We start from the raw sequence: 17427 nt of genomic DNA on the forward strand, positions 1-17427 counted from the left end.
AACAGCTGACTGTCATGCAGGCAGTCAGCTGTTTTCATCGATCAGGAATTAGTGCTGAGGAGGAATCGGGAAACCTTTCAGTGAAATAACAAAATCTTCACCCTCTTTCTTTATTTTTGCGCCGGTATCACACCAGTCAGACGCAATACGAAAGAACTCATCACTTCCTACATTCCAGCCAAGACGTACATGTTTAACGTAGCCTGAACGCAACAGATCGCAGGCCTCTTTGTAGTCATGGGCGGTTGACAGTTGTTGTTTCATTTTCTCTTCTTCAGAAGTTTACGTAGTGCCTTGATTTCTTTAGGAGTAAATGGAGAAACGCTCTCTTCTTCCGTATGCTGATTATCAATATCCTCTTCCGATACTCCCGCCTCTTCTACTGCTTCAAACGCCAGCAGCAGCAGTTTCTCTGTGGTCACGCTTAAATTCTCATTATTAACTTCGGCATAGTGGCGAAGTCTTTCTTTTAGCGCTTCATCAATCTTAACATTTAAAACCGCAGTAGCCATGATTGTCACTTCCCTTCGGAAAACGTGTTTAATTTAATACACGAAGTTAACTTTCTAATCCAGATATATATTTTTTGCTTATGACGGAAAAAAGACACCCGATAATAAAATGACAGTCTATTATTACAGGTTTATGACAATATTATTTCATTTGAATGAAAGATATATTTCCGGCTTATAAAGACCGCTTTATCTATAAGGATTAATAGCCTGAGAGCAGGGGAATCTAAAGAAGACGGTTTTTCAGGGGGAGAAATGGGTGGGGGCCCTGCCAGCTACATCCCGGCACACACGTCGTCTGCCCTGGCTGCTTCCTTCCGGACCTGACCTGGTGAACAGAGTAGCGTTGCGGGAGAACCAACAGAGCCCCCATTGAGAGCGTTGTTAACCAACGCGCTGGCGCATTATCCCTATGCCGCCCGTCAATTGCAAGCCATGGACATCTGGATGCTGGATTATTGCGCAAACTAAAGCGGCAATCGCCTTCATCTTCGTTTACCATCACACTTCATTACGACCCACTGGAGTGATAAATGGACGAACATGACTCTTTCCCGCAACGCGTGTGGCAAATCGTGGCCTCCATCCCGGAAGGGGTTGTCACCACCTACGGTGAGGTAGCGCGTCTTGCAGGCTCTCCGCGCGCGGCGCGTCAGGTGGGTGGCGTTCTGAAGCGGCTCCCGGAAGGAAGTGCTTTGCCGTGGCATCGCGTGGTGAATCGTCACGGTGCCATTTCGCTTACCGGGCCGGATTTGCAGCGCCAGCGTCAGGCGTTATTGTCAGAAGGTGTGCAGGTGTCAGGTTCGGGACAGGTCGATTTGCAGAAATACCGTTGGGTGTACTGAACCCTCTCCCGCAGGAGAGGGTTAAGGCAGGAATTACAGCTGCGTAGGCGGGGTTGCGACGGCCGGCTGGTTCGTCTGAGGCGCAAGCGGAACTTCCGTTTGCTGCACCGGGACCAGATTCAGGTCAACCTTGGTTCCACCGTTGTTGATCGCTTCGTGCACCGTGTCGGTAATAAAGACCAGTTTATCGTTGATCGTTACCGCAGCACTCAGCAGGATACGCGCATTTGGCTGCACATCTGCTGGGTTGTAAGGCAGTACGAAGCTAAATGGCGCCTGTTTACCCTCGGTGCGAACCGCACGCTGCGCCAGCACTTTCGACGGTGCATCGGCCAGTGAAGCATCAGACAGCGTTACCGTTAATACCGCATCCGGCGGCAGAGCCACTCTTTGTTTGATCCAGATCGTACCGGACACATTTGGCTGCTGAATTGACTGCTGTGAAAGTGTATTAATCCCGTTCGGGTCAGCTGCTGGCACCGGCACCTGAGCGCTCTTACCTGCACAGGCGGACAACGCCACCGCAATAGCTATACCACTTAGCATAGGCACGAGTTTCATTGAAGTCTCCTTATCATCAATGCACCAGCGGGATCGATCCCATCCGATGTCGTTTCATTCACATAACGTATTCAAGTGTGGCACAAATCAATGATTAACGCCTGAATTCTCCCCGATATTCAGACTAATCTACCCATCGGACCACTTTCATTTCTGCGTTATACTCTGCGTATCTTTCGCTACGGCGTTTATTGAGGACGACTATGAGTCAGGCACTGAACAATCTGCTGACATTACTGAATCTGGAAAAAATTGAGGAAGGACTCTTTCGCGGACAGAGCGAAGATTTGGGTTTACGCCAGGTCTTCGGTGGGCAGGTCGTGGGACAAGCGCTGTACGCAGCCAAGGAAACCGTCCCGACTGACCGTCTGGTGCACTCCTTTCACAGTTACTTCCTGCGCCCTGGCGATAGCGCAAAACCCATTGTCTATGACGTTGAAGTGCTGAGAGATGGCAACAGTTTTAGTGCTCGCCGCGTGGCAGCCATTCAACATGGCAAACCGATCTTTTACATGACCGCCTCTTTCCAGGCGCCTGAACCGGGCTATGAGCATCAAAAAGTGATGCCGCCAGCCCCTTCGCCTGACGATCTCAAATCGGAAACCGATATCGCCCGCGCGCTGGCGCATCTGCTTCCGCCGCAGGTAAAGGAGAAGTTCCTCTGCGATAAGCCGCTTGAGATCCGCCCCGTTGAATTCCATAACCCGATGAAAGGCCACACTGCAGAACCGAAACGTCAGGTCTGGATGCGTGCCAACGGTACAGTGCCGGAAGATCTCCGCGTTCATCAGTACCTGCTGGGCTATGCGTCTGACTTTAACTTCCTGCCGGTTGCGCTGCAGCCGCACGGCGTGGGGTTCCTGGAAAAAGGGATGCAGGTCGCCACCATCGACCACTCGATGTGGTTCCACCGTCCATTCAACATGAATGAGTGGTTGCTCTACAGCGTGGAAAGTACGTCGGCATCAAGCGCGCGCGGCTTTGTGCGCGGGGAGTTTTATACGCAGGATGGCGTGCTGGTGGCCTCGACGGTGCAGGAAGGGGTGATGCGTAATCGCGGGTGATTATGTGCGGCCTGATGCCCTCACCCTGACCCTCTCCCACGGGGAGAGGGAATACATACTAAAAACGGCAACCGAAGTTGCCGTTTTGCTTTAACCTTATGCGGCCTGATGCCCTCACCCTGCCCCTCTCCCACGGGGAGAGAGAATACACACTAAAACGGCAACCGAAGTTGCCGTTTTGCTGTTTATTACGCGTTATACGCATTCTCGCCGTGGCTGTTGACGTCCAGACCCTCGCGCTCCTGCTCTTCCGGTACGCGCAGGCCGACAGTCATGTCCGCCAGCTTATAGCCAATAAAGGCCACGACAGCAGACCACACAACGGTGATGGCAATACTTTCCAGCTGTACCAGCACCTGGTGAACCATGGTGACGCCTTCCGCATAACCCACGCCGCCCAGTGATTTAGCTGCAAAGATACCGGTCATGATGCAGCCGACGATGCCGCAGACGCCGTGGACGCCAAATACATCGCAAGGGTCGTCAACGCGCAGAACACGTTTCAGAGCGGTAACGCCCCACAGACCCGCAAGGCCTGCAACCAACCCCACCAGCAGCGCACCGCCTACACCCACGTAACCACAGGCTGGCGTGATACCGACCAGACCGGCGATAGCACCCGAACAGGCACCCAGCAGAGACGGTTTACCGCGAACGGCCCACTCGCCAAAGACCCAGGAGAGGATTGCACCCGCCGTTGCGACAACGGTGTTCACGAAGGCCAGCGCGGCGATTTCGTTAGCGGCACTTGCAGAGCCTGCGTTGAAGCCAAACCAGCCAAAGTAGAGAATCGCCGTACCGGTAAACACCATCGGCAGGTTGTGCGGCTTGAACGCTTCTTTCCCGAAGCCCACGCGTTTGCCAATCAGGTAGGCACCCACCAGGCCCGCGACCGCGGCGTTGATGTGTACAACGGTGCCGCCCGCAAAGTCCAGCGCACCATGGCTCGCCAGCAGACCGCCGCCCCATACCATATGCGCGATAGGCACATAGGAGAGCGTCAGCCAGACCACCACGAAGATCAGGACGGCAGAGAAACGAATACGCTCAGCAAGCGCACCCACAATCAGCCCGACGGTGATGCAGGCAAACGATCCCTGGAAAGCCACGTGGATGTACTGATAGAAGCTGCCCATCAGCGCGGTCAGCTCGATATTTTTCAGCATCACCCAGTCGAAGTTACCAAAGAACGCATTGCCCGTGCCGAACGCCAGCGAGTATCCGTAAACTACCCACAGCACGCAGACCAGGGCGAACGTCACCGCAACCTGCGTCAGCATGGAGAGCACGTTCTTGCCGCGGATCAGGCCGCCGTAGAACAGCGCAATGCCCGGAATGGACATGAACAGCACCAGCGCGGTGCTAATCATCATAAAGGCGTTATCGGCTTTGTCTGCCACGGCAGGCGCAGCCAGTGCCAGGCCCGGCAGCAGTGCCAGCGACCCCAGAGCCGTTTTGAGTGTTGCTATCTTCATTTTCTCGATCCCTATCACTGTGTGCCAGGAGTTACTTACAGAGCCGCTTCGTCAGATTCGCCGGTACGAATGCGAATGACGCGCTGCAGTTCGGCAACGAAAATTTTGCCGTCGCCAATTTTGCCGGTGTAGGCCGCTTTGCTGATGACGTCAATGACTTCATCAAGCTGATCGTCCGCAATCGCGACATCGATTTTTACTTTTGGCAGGAAATTCACGCTGTATTCCGCACCGCGATAAAGCTCGGCATGACCCTTCTGACGACCAAAGCCTTTCACTTCGGTGACAGTCAGTCCCTGAATACCCATTGAAGACAATGCTTCGCGCACGTCTTCGAGTTTGAATGGTTTGATTACAACCGTAACCAGCTTCATAAATCCCCTCCAGTCAGAATTCGGTAATGGCCGCAGCTAACACGTAAGGGACATTGCAAGGGGTGTGCCAGAATTGAAAACAGTGATAAAACGGCGGGCGATGAGCCAGGAATGGGGTTCAATACCGAACGGGTGAAAAAAAACGCACCATGGCAGTGCAGGGTGCGTTTCAGTTTTGCACCAACAGGAATGACTGTTAGCAGCTTGCCTGTTTTTGGTGCATCAGGCGCTCAGCGACTCTTCTTCGCGCGCGCTGGCTGCCAGCTCTTCACCTGCCAGCTGCAGCTGGTACATCTGCCAGTAGCGTCCTTTCTCCTCCAGCAGTTGTCTGTGGGTACCTCGCTCAACGGCCTGTCCACGATGCAGCACCAGGATGGTATCGGCATCGACAATGGTTGAGAGGCGATGCGCGATGACCACCAGCGTGGTGTGATCCCGGACAGCGGCCAGCGCCTGCTGGATGGCCTGCTCGGTACCGGAGTCAATGCTGGCCGTCGCCTCATCGAGAATCAGCACCTGCGGCGTTTCAATCAGCACGCGCGCGAGGGCCAGCAGCTGTTTCTGCCCTACGGAGAGGTTATTCCCCTGCTCGCCAAGTTTCGTATTGATACCCTCACTGAACCCGCGCGCCAGATCGGCCAGCTGCACTTGCTCCAGCACCTGCCAGACCTGTTCCTCGGTAAAAGGCCGACCCAGCGTGACGTTAGCGTAGAAGGTATCGGCCAGTACGACCGGGTCCTGTTGCACCATAGCGACGCCCTTACGCAGCACATTGTGGCTGAGTGATGCCAGCGGGCGTCCATCGAGGCGGATCTCACCTTGCGTTAACGGGTAGTAGCCCATTAACAGACTGGCGAGCGTACTCTTACCGCTGCCGGTATGTCCCACCAGCGCCACGAAGCCGCGCGACGGTACCTCAAGATTGATGTCCTGTAAGACAAGCTGGTCATCGCGATAGGCAAACGAGACCTTATCAAAGGCAATCGAACCGCTTTGCAGAGGACGTTCATCATCGCCATAGGTCTGACGCGGTCTGTCCATCAGCTCGAACACGCGTTCACCGGCGACCACCGCCTGTTGCAGCATCGATTGCTGGGTAGTGAGCTCAATCAGGGGTTCGTTAAGACGCCCCAGATAGCTGATGAAGGCATAGAGCACCCCAACCTCAATGGTTCCACGCGTTGTCAGCCCAAACAGCATCAGCAGGCCACAGAGGACCAGCGCCGAGAACAGGCTAAGCAATGGACGCAGCAGGAAGCCGTCCAGGCGTAACGTCTGCATACGCGCCATATAGTGCGAACGGCTGGCTTCGCCCATTCGTTCGCCAAAGCGCGCCTGCTGGCGGAACTGCTGGATGACGCTCATGCCGTTGATCACTTCGTTGAAGCCATCATTGATGTCGGCCAGATAAGCGCGCACCCGGCGAACAATCGGCGTGCTGTAGCGCTGGTAGATCACCATCACGATCAGCACCGCCGGGAAGATAGTGATCGCCACCAGCGCCATGCGCCAGTCGAGGCTGAACATGGCGACCAGCATCGCACCGATCAGCGCTGCGCTGCGCAACACGGTCGCCACTACGGTGACGTAGAGATCGCGGATCACTTCAGTATCGTTGGTCACGCGCGAAATCACCTGCCCGACCGGCTGGGTGTCAAACTCGCTCAGCGGCTGGCGCAGCGCGGCATCCATGACATCCGTACGCAGCTGCTGCACCACGCCCACGGCTGCCCGGTTAAAGAGCAGCGACTGGGCATAGTGCAGCCCTGCCGCCGTTAACTGTAGCCCAACGTATGCCACGCCTAAGCCTGCGACCAGCCCCCACGGCAGATAGCTTTTCGCCACCATATTGTCGATAAAATAGCTGATCAGCAGGGGGCCGCTGACTTCGGCAATCGCCGCAATCCACAGCAGAAGCACGGCAACCGAAAGCGGTTTACGCCATGGCGAACCGTAGGCCAGAAGGCGTTTGAGCGTCGGCCACATTGTTCCAAGCTTACGCATGGGTCGCCTCCTCATCCAGCGCCGCTTCCAGCTGCTGATATCGATACATATCGCGATACCAGCCCGGCTGTTCCGCCAGCTGCTCGTGCTGCCCGCGCTGGGCGATATGCCCGTGCTGCAACACCAGAATTTCACTGGCTTCCGTCAGCGCCGACAGGCGGTGGGCGCTGATGATCACCGTGCGTCCTTCTCCCCACTGGCGAAGGTTGTGCAGGATCTGATGTTCAGTGCGGCCATCAACGGCGGAAAGCGCATCGTCCAGGATCAGGATTTCGGCATTCAGCAGCAGCGCACGCGCGATCGAAATACGCTGCTTTTGCCCGCCGGAGAGCATCACCCCGCGCTCGCCGACTTCCGTTTCATAGCCCTGCGGCAGACGCAAAATATCCTCATGGACGCTGGCTAAGCGCGCCACATGTTCAATCTCGTCCTGTGTTGCCGAAGGATGACCGAGGGCGATATTGTTCGCGATGGTATCGGAGAATAAAAACGGCGTCTGGCTCACCACCGCCAGGCGGCTACGCCAGCCATCCAGCAGCAGGTTCGACAAGGGAATGTCATGAAAACGAATATCGCCCTGCGTCACGTCAAAGTGGCGCTGCAGCAGAGAGAGAACGGTGCTTTTTCCAGCTCCCGTTGGGCCGCAAATTCCCAGCATCTGTCCGGGCTGCAGCGTGAAGTTCACGTTTTCGAGCACCGGATGCGTCGTCTGCGGATAGCTAAACGACTGAATATCGGCTTTCAGGGTACCGCGCCCATCGGGCACGGCTTCGCTGCCGTCCTTCACCACCGGCGCTTCCGCCAGCATCGCGCGAATACGGCTGTACGCAGCGCTGCCGCGCTCAACGATGTTAAACATCCACGCCAGCGCCAGCATCGGCCAGATCATCAGCCCCAAATACATGGCAAAGCTGGTCAACTGACCGAGGGTCATGGAACCCTGCACCACCATCCAACTCCCGCCGCCGATCGCCAGCATATTCGCCATGCCGATGGCGATATAGATCGTCGGGTCAAACCGGGCGTCAATACGCGCCACGCGCATGTTTTTCGCGCCGGTATCCGCCGCATCGGCGGCAAACAGCGCGGACTGCCGGTCTTCCAGGCCGAAGGCTTTGATCATGCGGATGCTGGTCATACTCTCCTGGGTGCGATCGTTGAGCGATGAAAACGCCGCCTGCGCCAGCCTGAAACGCTCGTGGAGCTTTTCACCGTAGCGGTTGATCGCCAGCGCCATCAGCGGCATTGGCAGCAGCGCCAGCAGGGTCAGTTGCCAGCTAATCTGGGTCGACATCACGATCAACACCGCGCAGCCCATGACCAGTGAATCCACCAGCGTCAGCACCCCTTCCCCGGCGGCAAAGACCACGCGATCCACGTCGTTGGTGGCGCGGGCAATGAGGTCACCGGTCCGGTGGCGCAGATAAAATTCAGGATGCTGGCGGCTCAGCTGGCGGTAAAAATCTTCACGCAGCTCAACGGCCAGCTGATAGGACGCACCGAATAAGAGCACGCGCCAGACGTAGCGCAGCAGGTATACAATCACAGCGGTCAGCACCAGCGTGCCGACCCACATCAACACCCGTGCGGTGGTGTAATGCTGTTCGGTGACGCCATCCACGACGTACCCCACCACTTTCGGCGGGATCAGCTGCAGGATGGCAATGATAATAAGCAGGCATACCGCGCCGAAGTAGCGTTGCCACTCCCGACGAAAGTACCAGCTTAATTGGGCAAATAATCGCACGCGGTTTGTTCCTGAAGATATTTTTCGAAGTTATTCAATGGGTAATGCTGTGGTGTATTTTATCTGTTCCATCGCGAAGCTTGAGGTGACGTCCGACAAGCCCGGCACGCTGTTGACCAGCCGCTTGTAGAAATCATCATAGCGCTTCATGTCGGCCACCTGGACGCGCATCAGGTAATCGTATTCTCCCGCCATACGCCAGAAGCCCAGCACCTCGGGCATCTCAGACACCTGAGTGACAAAGCGGCAATACCATTCGCTGCTGTGGTGCTGCGTTTTTATCAGGACAAAGGCCGTGAGTCCAAGCCCCAGTTTTTCGGGATCTAATAACGCCACGCGACCCAGCAGCACGCCGTCATCTTCCAGCTTCTTGAGGCGTTTCCAGCACGGTGTGGTGGTCAGATTAACGGCATCTGCTAACGCCTGCAAAGAGAGGGTGCAGTCCGTTTGCAACAATGAAAGCAGCTTCCGGTCAATTTTATCTAGCATACCCACCTCGCAGAGAAAATTTTTCTCCTTACATTCTATTTTAAAGGCCAGATAGCAACAATTTTTTCTGTGCTTTTCGCTATGCTAGGCACAAAATGACAAACGGATAACGACGATGAATAGCACCTGGGTTAAACATGCGATCAGCGAAATCAATGCCGACTATCAGCGCTCGGCGGATACGCACCTGATCCGCCTTTCTCTGCCGGGATTTGACGGCATTCAGCTCTATCTGAAAGACGAAAGCACTCATCCTACCGGTAGCCTGAAGCATCGTCTGGCACGTTCCCTGTTCTTATACGGTTTATGTAACGGCTGGATTAAAGAAGGCACGACGATTATTGAATCCTCGTCCGGTTCCACAGCGGTGTCCGAAGCCTATTTCGCCCGCCTGCTGGGCCTGCCGTTTATTGCCGTGATGCCGTCCTGCACTGCAAAACGCAAAATCGAACAGATCGAATTTTACGGCGGACGCTGCCACTTTGTGGAAAGCGCCTGCGAAATCTACGCCGCCTCTGAAATGCTGGCGCGCGAGCTGAACGGCCACTATATGGACCAGTTCACCTTCGCCGAGCGAGCCACCGACTGGCGCGGCAATAACAACATTGCCGACAGTATTTTCCGCCAGATGACCCACGAGCCGCACCCGGTTCCGTCGTACATTGTAATGAGCGCCGGTACGGGCGGCACGTCTGCCACTATCGGCCGCTACATCCGCTGTCAGGGCTACGATACCCAGCTGATGGTGGTTGACCCCCAGAACTCCGTGTTCCTCGACTACTGGCAAAACCGTAACGCCGAGCTGCGAAGCCCGGTGGGGAGTAAAATAGAAGGGATTGGTCGTCCGCGCGTGGAGCCCTCTTTCATCCCCGACGTCGTGGATGAGATGATGCGCGTGCCGGATGCCGCAAGCGTGGCAACGGCGCACTGGCTGGAGACGCAGCTGGGGCGCAAGGTGGGTGCCTCCACGGGCACAAATATGTGGGGCGCACTGCAGCTTGCCGCGCGCATGCGCGAAGAGAGCCGCACCGGTTCCATCGTCACGCTGCTCTGCGACAGCGGCGAACGTTACCTTGAAACCTATTACAACGCGGAGTGGGTGCAGGCCAACATCGGCGATATCGCCCCGTGGAAAGCGCGGATTGCAGAGCTGGTGAAATAAAAAAAGCCAGACCGAAGTCTGGCTTGCTGGAAGGGTCTCACTATTCGGGGGAATACGGGAGGTTGTTGTTGTCCAGCCAATGCGTCAAAAAATGGGACACCGCTTCATTGCCGCAGTGTCCGATAACCGGCAGATGGGGAAGTTCCGCTTTTAGCTGCGCCATCGCATTCCCCATAATCAGACCGCGACCGACGCTGCCCAACATCTCGCGGTCGTTCATGGCGTCGCCAAACGCCATACAATCCTGCAACGTTAAGCCCAGGTGGTCGCTCAGAACCGCCAGGGCTGAACCTTTGTTACAGCCTACCGGCAGCACTTCCAGGCAATCCACCGCCGAGAAGGTCAGGTGCGCCCGGTCGCCCAGCGCCTCATTCAGCTGAATCCGTAAGCGACAGAGATCGTCATGATCGCCGCAGAAACAGATCTTCGTTACCGCATGGGCGGGGATCCGACGCAGATCGATAAGCTGGTATTTAAAGCCGCTGTAAACGTGCGCGTGCAATAATTCCGGGATTTCGCTGCCGGTAAACCAGCCCCCATCGTTAAAAACGTGGATGCTGGCCTGCGTGTCCCACGTACTGTGCAACACGATATCCGCCACTTCCGGGTTGAGATCCTGTCGGTGCAGCACATCGCCTTCTACGGAGTGAATTCGCGTCCCGTTGCCGGTGATCAGAAAGGCGTCGAGGGAAAACGCGCCCAGCAAATGGCGCATTTCCAGCACATGACGGCCGGTGGCAAACGTCAGGGTGACATCACGCTCGCGCAGGCGCTTCAGGGTACTCAAGGTTTTCTCCCCCAGACGGTGATCCGGCATTAACAGCGTGCCGTCCATATCAAATGCAGCGAGCCTGGCCATGATTACTCCTGAAATGTGATGCGATTAACTTGTGTATCAGTATCGTGTGAGATATACGGAAGTAATAGTGAATAGATGATAATTATTGTTCCGGGTTTATTATGCGCCAGCTCAATCGCCTTAATCAGTACCAGCGGCTGTGGCAACCTTCCGAGGGGGCAACGCAACAGGTCACCATCAGCGAACTGGCCGCCCGCTGTTTTTGTAGCGAGCGGCATGTCCGAACGCTGCTGCGTCAGGCTCAGGAGTCGGGGTGGCTGAGCTGGCGCGCGCAGTCTGGCCGCGGTAAGCGGGGTGAGCTTACGTTCCATGTCACGCCGGAGTCACTGCGCAATGCGATGATGGAGGAGGCGCTGAAGAGCGGGCAGCAGCATAACGTCCTCGAGCTGGCACAGCTTGCGCCTGAGGATTTACGTGCGCTGTTGCATCCATTTCTGGGTGGCCACTGGCAAAACGATACGCCGACGCTGCGTATCCCCTACTACCGCTCGCTGGATCCCCTTCATCCCGGTTTCCTCCCCGGCCGGGCGGAGCAGCATCTGGCCGGGCACGTTTTCTCCGGGCTGACGCGCTTTCACGGCAGCAGCAGCGAACCAACGGGGGATCTGGCGCACCACTGGGAGGTCTCGGCGGACGGCCTGCGCTGGCACTTTTACATCCGTTCCACCCTGCACTGGCATAACGGCGATAAAATCGATACGGCACAGCTTCAGCGAAGCCTGACGGCGCTGCTGGCGCTGCCAGCCCTGCGTAAGCTGTTTCAGAGCGTATTACGCATTGACGTCACCCACCCCCAGTGTCTGACATTTACCCTGCATCAGCCGGATCATTGGCTTGCGCACCGCCTGGCGACATACTGCAGTCGTCTCGTCCATCCCGACCAGCCCATGACGGGCAGCGGCCCTTTCAAACTGAGCGTGTTCGATGCTGAATTGGTTCGTCTGGAAAGCCACGAGCAGTACCATCTTAGCCACCCGCTGCTAAAAGCGATTGAATACTGGATCACGCCGACGCTGTTTGACTACGGGCTTGGCACCAGCTGTCGTCATCCGGTACAAATCGCCATTGGCGAGCTTGATGAACTGGAAAACCTGCGGCTGGTGAGCAGCAGCACCAGCCTGGGGTTTTGCTATCTCACGCTGAAGCACAGCCCACGCCTGAACCAAATGCAGGCACGACGGCTGATCAATATCATCCATCTCTCAACGCTGCTGCACACGCTGCCGTTGAATGAAGGGCTGATCACGCCAACGGAAGAACTCCTGCCCGGCTGGGGTATACCCCAGTGGCCTGATTTAACGAACGTTCGTCTGCCTGAAACATTAACGCTGATTTATCATCTGCCGGTTGAACTCCACACCATGGCAAACCAGCTGAAACAGTACCTTGCACAACAAGGCTGTGAGCTTAGGGTCATTTTTCACGATGCCAAAACATGGGACGGATGCCAGCAACTGGCAGAGGCGGATATCATGATGGGCGACAGGCTGATTGGGGAAGCGCCAGAGTATACGCTTGAGCAGTGGCTACGCTGTGATGCGCTTTGGCCGCACCTGTTAAGCGCACCGCAGTTTGCTCATCTACAAGCCACGCTGGATGCGGTTCAGAGCCAGGCCGGCGAGCAGGCGCGGCATGCTGGCCTGAAAGCCATTTTTAGTCAGCTTATGGAAAATGCGGTCATTACCCCGCTATTTAACTACCAGTATCAAATCAGCGCCCCACCGGGCGTTAACGGTATCCGGCTTAATACCCGCGGCTGGTTTGATTTCACCGAAGCCTGGCTTCCCGCCCCCAAATCGTGAAGAAGCTGGTCGGCGCTGAAGTCAGGCGGTAACATACTGTTTTTACCGTAACTGTCGAGATGATTTATGAAACGTGCCGTCGTCGTGTTCAGCGGAGGACAAGATTCCACTACCTGCCTGGTTCAGGCTCTTCATCAGTACGATGAGGTTCACTGTGTGACTTTCGATTATGGTCAGCGTCACCGCGCCGAAATCGACGTGGCCCGTGAACTGGCTCTGAAACTGGGCGCACGCGCGCACAAGGTGCTGGACGTTACGCTGTTAAATGAACTGGCCGTCAGTAGCCTCACCCGGGACAGTATCCCGGTACCTGACTACGAACCCGATGCCAGCGGTATTCCTAATACCTTTGTGCCGGGCCGCAATATTCTGTTCCTGACGCTGACCGCAATCTACGCCTATCAGGTGCAAGCCGAAGCGGTGATCACGGGCGTGTGCGAGACCGACTTCTCCGGTTATCCGGACTGTCGCGATGAGTTCGTGAAAGCGCTCAACCACGCCGTCAATCTGGGCATGGCAAAAGAGACACGCTTTGAAACCCCGCTCATGTGGCTGGATAAGGCCGAAACCTGGGCGCTGGCAGACTACTGGGGCAAGCTGGACCTCGTTCGCAGCGAGACGCTCACCTGCTATAACGGCATCAAAGGCGACGGTTGTGGCCAGTGCGCAGCCTGTAATCTGCGTGCGAATGGGCTGAACCATTATCTTGCCGATAAAGTCGGCGTGATGACCGCGATGCAGAAAAAAACCGGGCTTAAATAGGGCTACTTGACCGTGCTGTCGAACAGTTTCACACCGGCAGCACGGGTGACCTTCATCAGCGTTGTCAGCGTTGGGTTGCCGTTGTCTGACAGGGTTCGGTATAGCTGCTGACGGGACAGACCTGCTTTGGCAGCGATTTCACCTATGCCGCCGCGGGATTCGATAACACGTCTTAACGCGATTAGGTATGCTGGGATCCCCTGGTCTTCATAAATCTCATCCAATGCAACCTGCAGATATAGCTGAGCGTAAGAAGGGTTTTCGCGAAGCATTTTTACGACGGCTTCATCGTGGCTGACGGAACTAGATAATTTTCGTTGGCTCTTGCTCATCCGGTTTATCCTTTTGATGTTCTTTCCAGTAATCTATTGCCAGTTTCACATCAGTCTTTTGACTCTTTTTGTCACCGCCGATCAGCAACAACAGGATCTTCCGATGTTGTACCGCAAAATAGATTCGATAGCCGGGACCACAATCAATTTTCAGTTCCCAGATCCCCTCTCTGAGATATCGGTAATCGCCGAAATTCCCTTTCTCAGCACGGTCAATTCTCAGAAGGATCCGAAACGCTAACTCCGGATCCTTTCGCTTCATCTTCGCTACCCACTCCTCAAACGGCACCTTCCCGTCACGGGTCCGGTAGCGTGCAACAACGTAGTCCCTGTCCATTATTCTATCCCTGAAAAATCCTTTTGTCTTTTATAAAAGACAAATTTTCTACGCGATCATCAGCTCCAGCTTTTCGCGCAACTCTCCTTCCAGCGGCAGCGCCTTTTGCGTTTTCAGATCGATACAGACAAAGGTGATCAGCGCATCAGCCACCACCTGCCCTTCAGGATCGAGCGTCACCACCTGGCTTAACACGCCGCTTTTACCGTTTAGCTGCTGAACCTGACTGGTGACGGTCAGCACATCCCCCAGCACGGCCGGACGGCGGTAGTTAATGTTGATATTGACGACCACGAACGCGATGTTATGCGCGGTCAGCCACTGAAAGCTTTCGCTGTTTTCCAGCCCGTCCCAGCGCGCCTCTTCAAGAAACTCAAGATAGCGGGCGTTGTTCACGTGCTGGTAAACGTCGAGATGGAAACCGCGTACTTTGATTTTTGTCTGCATAGCGCAATAGCCTTTACTGTTATTGTAGGATGAGAGGTCATAACTGGTATGACCTCTTTATCCTGGCAAAATTTGGCCGCAGTGCAAGAAATTGCGTAATTACAACGTCAGGTGTGAGAGGTTGCGCTCAACCAGCGCGCTGCCCATGCCCGGTACCTGTTTGAGATCGTCGACCGTTTTGAAAGGACCGTACTCTTCGCGGTAGCTGACGATAGCCTGCGCTTTTTTCAGGCCGACGCCGTTCATGACGCGGGCGAGATCTTCCGCAGAGGCCGAATTGATGCTGACCCGCGTACCGTCATCATCGGTATTTTTACCAGCGTCAGCCGCTTTGGTTTGCCCTTGCACCGGCGCTGTCGCATCGGACTTGCTCTGCGTAGCCTGTGGTTTGGCGGCGGGCGTCGCCGCCAGCGCGCCCGCGCTCATCCCGGTGGTGGCAATAGCCAGCGTAATTAACAGTGCTTTGATTCCACGTTTCATGCTGTTATCTCCTTGTTTGTTGACAGCCACGTCACGATAGCCGTCGGGAAAAACCGGCACAAACAGCAGATTGCAGAAATGGAAAAGGCCGCGAAAGCGGCCTTTAGTTATTGCAGAGCGTTACGAAAATCTGCGAGCAGATACGTAATTATTGCTGCTGAGTGATGATGTCGCCCAGCTTAATTTTGGCGTCTTTACGCAGGTTGCTCATCATAGCTTCGAAAGCAATCTGGGCGTTGTTCTGGGTGATCCCCTGAACCATCGCTTTCTTCTGCGCGTCTGGCAGCGTGCCCGCTTTCACTTCATCCAGCGCCAGCAGAACGACGTTACCCTGCATATCGGTCGTGGTGCCAAAGCTTGGTTTATCCTTCGCTGGCAGCGTCAGACCAAACGCGGCCTGGCTGATTGGGTCCTGACCGGTACGGCTCAGCGTTTTCGCCTCACCGAAGCTCAGGCCAGCGGCTTTCAGCGCGTCCTCTTTACCTGCTTTCAGGTCAACCAGGATCTTCTCAGCATCCAGTTTTGCCTGCTGCTCAGCTTTGTTGTGCTTAACCTGCGCAACAACCTGATCCTTCACTTCCGCCAGCGGTTTGACCGCTTCTGGCTTGTGCTCGCTGACGCGCAGAACGAATGCGCGGTCACCGTCAACGGTAATGATGTCAGAGTTGCTTCCCGGCGTGCCGTTCTCGCCTACCAGCCCACCGTTGAAGATGGCGTCAGAAACCGGCTTGAAGTTCAGCTCTTCCGGCAGGTTGTCGCGTCCAAACCAGCCCGTCTCAACCGCCTTCACACCCGCCGCCTGCTCAGCACCCGCCAGAGATTCGTTGTCGTTGCTCGCCGCATCGCTCACTTTCTGCTGCAGTGCGTAATAGGCATCCAGCGCTTTTTCCTGTTTCACTTTCGCCGCGATATCATCGCGAACGTCAGCCAGCGGCTTGGTTTTCGCCGCGGTAATGTCGTCCAGACGAACGACCAGGTAACCAACGGAAGATTTAACGACACCTGACAGCTGGCCTTTCTCTTTCAGACCGGCATTTTTCAGCTCGTCCGGCGTGGTCGCGTCTTCCAGCCAGCCCATATCACCGCCGTTTTTCGCAGAGATAATGTCGGTGGATTTTGCTTTCGCGACGGCCGCGAAATCAGCGCCTTTGTTCAGCTCGTCCAGCACGGCTTTGGCGTCTGCCTCGGTCTTGGTTTGGATCACGCTGTAGCGGTTACGCTGCGGCTGAGTGAACTGATCCTGATGCTGATCGTAGTAAGACTGGATTTCCGCGTCAGACGCGGTTTCCTGCAGCGCAGCCGCATCCAGCTTGATGTAGCTCACGCGGAACTGCTCAGGCGCAACGAAAGTGTTCTTGTTCTGCTCGTAGTAAGCGTTAACTTCTGCGTCGCTCACCTGCTGCTTTGCCGCCAGTGCATTCACATCGATTGTCGCTTCACGCACGACACGCTGCTGAGCCACCAGCGCAGCCAGTTCGTCGGTTTCACCTTTGAGCATGAAATCGGTGCCGACAACGGCATTGATGAGCTGCTGAGTGGTCAGCTGGTTACGCAGCGCCTGCGCGTACTGATCGGCAGTCATGCCCATCTGGTTTACGATGCTGTTATAACGGGCGTTGTCGAACTTGCCGTTAGACTGGAATGCCGGAGTTGAGAAGATGGCTTTTTTAACCTGCTCATCGCTAATGCCCAGACCCAGCCCTTTCGCATACTGGTCCAGCAACGCTTCATCGATAAGGCGATTAAGCGTCTGTTGACGCAGGGTTTTCATGTAGCCTTCGTTCGCTGCCAGTTCAGAGAATTGATCGCCCAGCTGTTGCTGCATACGGTTGCGTTCACCGGCGAAAGCGTTCTCGAACTGCCCACGGCTGATCTCCTGGCCGTTCACTTTTGCGGCATAGTTCGCGCCACCGCCGATAAGGTAACTGCTCACGCCGGTCAAAATGAACGACACGATAATGATACCGAAAATAATCTTGAGCACGAGACTGTTAGCAGCCGTGCGTAAGCTGTCCATCATGGTGTAACAACACTCCGCTGTAGGTGACTGGTTACCTGACGCTGACGGAAAATCCTTACCGTCGCGCGTAAAGGCGTATTGTGACAAGAAAACGGGGCGATTGTCAGCCCACAACTCGCATAAACTCGCACAAATCAGGTCTGGACAAACAAAAA

General features: G+C 55.6%; 19 protein-coding genes and 1 other RNA gene. 5 read left to right on the plus strand and 15 right to left on the minus strand.

From position 1 onward, the window contains the following. Positions 1–48 precede the first annotated feature (48 nt). The 3 genes from KK102_RS07515 to ffs form a co-directional block, all read right to left on the minus strand. Entirely contained in the window at positions 49–264 is a 216-nt protein-coding gene (locus KK102_RS07515; RefSeq protein WP_010428144.1) for a hypothetical protein, read from the minus strand. Beyond that, the gene (locus tag KK102_RS07520) at positions 261–512 is read right to left on the minus strand and encodes a hypothetical protein (protein ID WP_006176926.1); all 252 of its coding nucleotides are present in this window, start codon (positions 510–512) and stop codon (positions 261–263) included. Before KK102_RS07520 ends, KK102_RS07515 begins: the two co-directional genes overlap by 4 nt. A gap of 266 nt (positions 513–778) precedes the next feature. Continuing rightward, positions 779–875: signal recognition particle sRNA small type (gene ffs / locus KK102_RS07525), an RNA gene on the minus strand. A 170-nt stretch (positions 876–1045) separates the two neighbouring features. On the opposite strand from ffs, the gene KK102_RS07530 reads away from it, so the two are divergent. Next, complete coding sequence (locus KK102_RS07530) at positions 1046–1357, plus strand: MGMT family protein (RefSeq protein WP_126543970.1); 312 nt, start codon at positions 1046–1048, stop codon at positions 1355–1357. A 33-nt stretch (positions 1358–1390) separates the two neighbouring features. Here KK102_RS07530 and KK102_RS07535 read toward each other — a convergent pair whose 3' ends face one another. After that, entirely contained in the window at positions 1391–1918 is a 528-nt protein-coding gene (locus KK102_RS07535; RefSeq protein ID WP_010428141.1) for a YbaY family lipoprotein, read from the minus strand. Positions 1919–2121: 203 nt separating this feature from the next. Here KK102_RS07535 and tesB point away from each other — a divergent pair, with 203 nt between their 5' ends. Continuing rightward, positions 2122–2982, plus strand: a complete 861-nt coding sequence (tesB, locus tag KK102_RS07540) for an acyl-CoA thioesterase II (RefSeq protein WP_089599328.1) — start codon at positions 2122–2124, stop codon at positions 2980–2982. Between the two features lie 188 nt (positions 2983–3170). On the opposite strand, the gene amtB is transcribed toward tesB, so the two are convergent. The 5 genes from amtB to KK102_RS07565 all read right to left on the minus strand — a co-directional run bounded on the left by amtB (position 3171) and on the right by KK102_RS07565 (position 9071). Beyond that, positions 3171–4457 carry an ammonium transporter AmtB gene (gene amtB, locus KK102_RS07545; protein WP_042714776.1) on the minus strand — a complete coding sequence of 429 codons (1287 nt, stop codon included), beginning with the start codon at positions 4455–4457 and terminating at the stop codon, positions 3171–3173. A 35-nt stretch (positions 4458–4492) separates the two neighbouring features. Beyond that, positions 4493–4831: a P-II family nitrogen regulator gene (gene glnK / locus KK102_RS07550; protein ID WP_008503304.1), complete on the minus strand. Its 339-nt coding sequence runs from the start codon at positions 4829–4831 to the stop codon at positions 4493–4495. A gap of 222 nt (positions 4832–5053) precedes the next feature. Next, positions 5054–6835, minus strand: coding sequence for a SmdB family multidrug efflux ABC transporter permease/ATP-binding protein (locus tag KK102_RS07555; protein ID WP_126543968.1), 1782 nt, complete (start codon positions 6833–6835; stop codon positions 5054–5056). Continuing rightward, complete coding sequence (locus KK102_RS07560) at positions 6828–8582, minus strand: SmdA family multidrug ABC transporter permease/ATP-binding protein (RefSeq protein WP_216357304.1); 1755 nt, start codon at positions 8580–8582, stop codon at positions 6828–6830. Before KK102_RS07560 ends, KK102_RS07555 begins: the two co-directional genes overlap by 8 nt. Before the next feature lie 30 nt (positions 8583–8612). Continuing rightward, the gene (locus tag KK102_RS07565) at positions 8613–9071 is read right to left on the minus strand and encodes an Lrp/AsnC family transcriptional regulator (RefSeq protein WP_010428130.1); all 459 of its coding nucleotides are present in this window, start codon (positions 9069–9071) and stop codon (positions 8613–8615) included. Positions 9072–9186: 115 nt separating this feature from the next. Between KK102_RS07565 and KK102_RS07570 the strand changes: the two genes are divergently transcribed. Further along, positions 9187–10233: a PLP-dependent cysteine synthase family protein gene (locus KK102_RS07570; RefSeq protein WP_216357305.1), complete on the plus strand. Its 1047-nt coding sequence runs from the start codon at positions 9187–9189 to the stop codon at positions 10231–10233. A gap of 40 nt (positions 10234–10273) precedes the next feature. Here the strand turns inward: KK102_RS07570 and cof are convergent, their stop codons facing one another. Beyond that, positions 10274–11092 (minus strand): HMP-PP phosphatase, encoded by an 819-nt coding sequence (gene cof / locus KK102_RS07575; protein WP_216357306.1) that lies wholly within the window; start codon positions 11090–11092, stop codon positions 10274–10276. Between the two features lie 101 nt (positions 11093–11193). Between cof and KK102_RS07580 the strand changes: the two genes are divergently transcribed. Together KK102_RS07580 and queC are read left to right on the plus strand one after the other, a co-directional pair. Further along, on the plus strand, positions 11194–12894 hold the full coding sequence (locus KK102_RS07580; RefSeq protein WP_216357307.1) for an SgrR family transcriptional regulator: 1701 nt from the start codon (positions 11194–11196) through the stop codon (positions 12892–12894). Positions 12895–12960: 66 nt separating this feature from the next. Then, positions 12961–13656, plus strand: a complete 696-nt coding sequence (gene queC, locus KK102_RS07585; RefSeq protein WP_089599334.1) for a 7-cyano-7-deazaguanine synthase QueC — start codon at positions 12961–12963, stop codon at positions 13654–13656. A 2-nt stretch (positions 13657–13658) separates the two neighbouring features. On the opposite strand, the gene KK102_RS07590 is transcribed toward queC, so the two are convergent. From KK102_RS07590 to ppiD, 5 genes are all read right to left on the minus strand, one after another. Continuing rightward, a complete protein-coding gene (locus KK102_RS07590) occupies positions 13659–13988 on the minus strand; it encodes an addiction module antidote protein (protein ID WP_126543962.1) in 330 nt (109 codons plus the stop codon). Beyond that, a complete protein-coding gene (locus KK102_RS07595; RefSeq protein WP_216357308.1) occupies positions 13960–14325 on the minus strand; it encodes a type II toxin-antitoxin system RelE/ParE family toxin in 366 nt (121 codons plus the stop codon). Before KK102_RS07595 ends, KK102_RS07590 begins: the two co-directional genes overlap by 29 nt. 48 nt (positions 14326–14373) lie before the next feature. Then, entirely contained in the window at positions 14374–14772 is a 399-nt protein-coding gene (locus KK102_RS07600; protein WP_025756175.1) for a YbgC/FadM family acyl-CoA thioesterase, read from the minus strand. A 99-nt stretch (positions 14773–14871) separates the two neighbouring features. After that, a complete protein-coding gene (locus KK102_RS07605) occupies positions 14872–15252 on the minus strand; it encodes a helix-hairpin-helix domain-containing protein (RefSeq protein WP_216357309.1) in 381 nt (126 codons plus the stop codon). A 148-nt stretch (positions 15253–15400) separates the two neighbouring features. Next, positions 15401–17272 carry a peptidylprolyl isomerase gene (gene ppiD / locus KK102_RS07610; protein ID WP_216357310.1) on the minus strand — a complete coding sequence of 624 codons (1872 nt, stop codon included), beginning with the start codon at positions 17270–17272 and terminating at the stop codon, positions 15401–15403. Positions 17273–17427 lie beyond the last annotated feature (155 nt).

The organism is Enterobacter quasimori, from assembly GCF_018597345.1.
Classification (GTDB): Bacteria; Pseudomonadota; Gammaproteobacteria; order Enterobacterales; family Enterobacteriaceae; genus Enterobacter; species Enterobacter mori.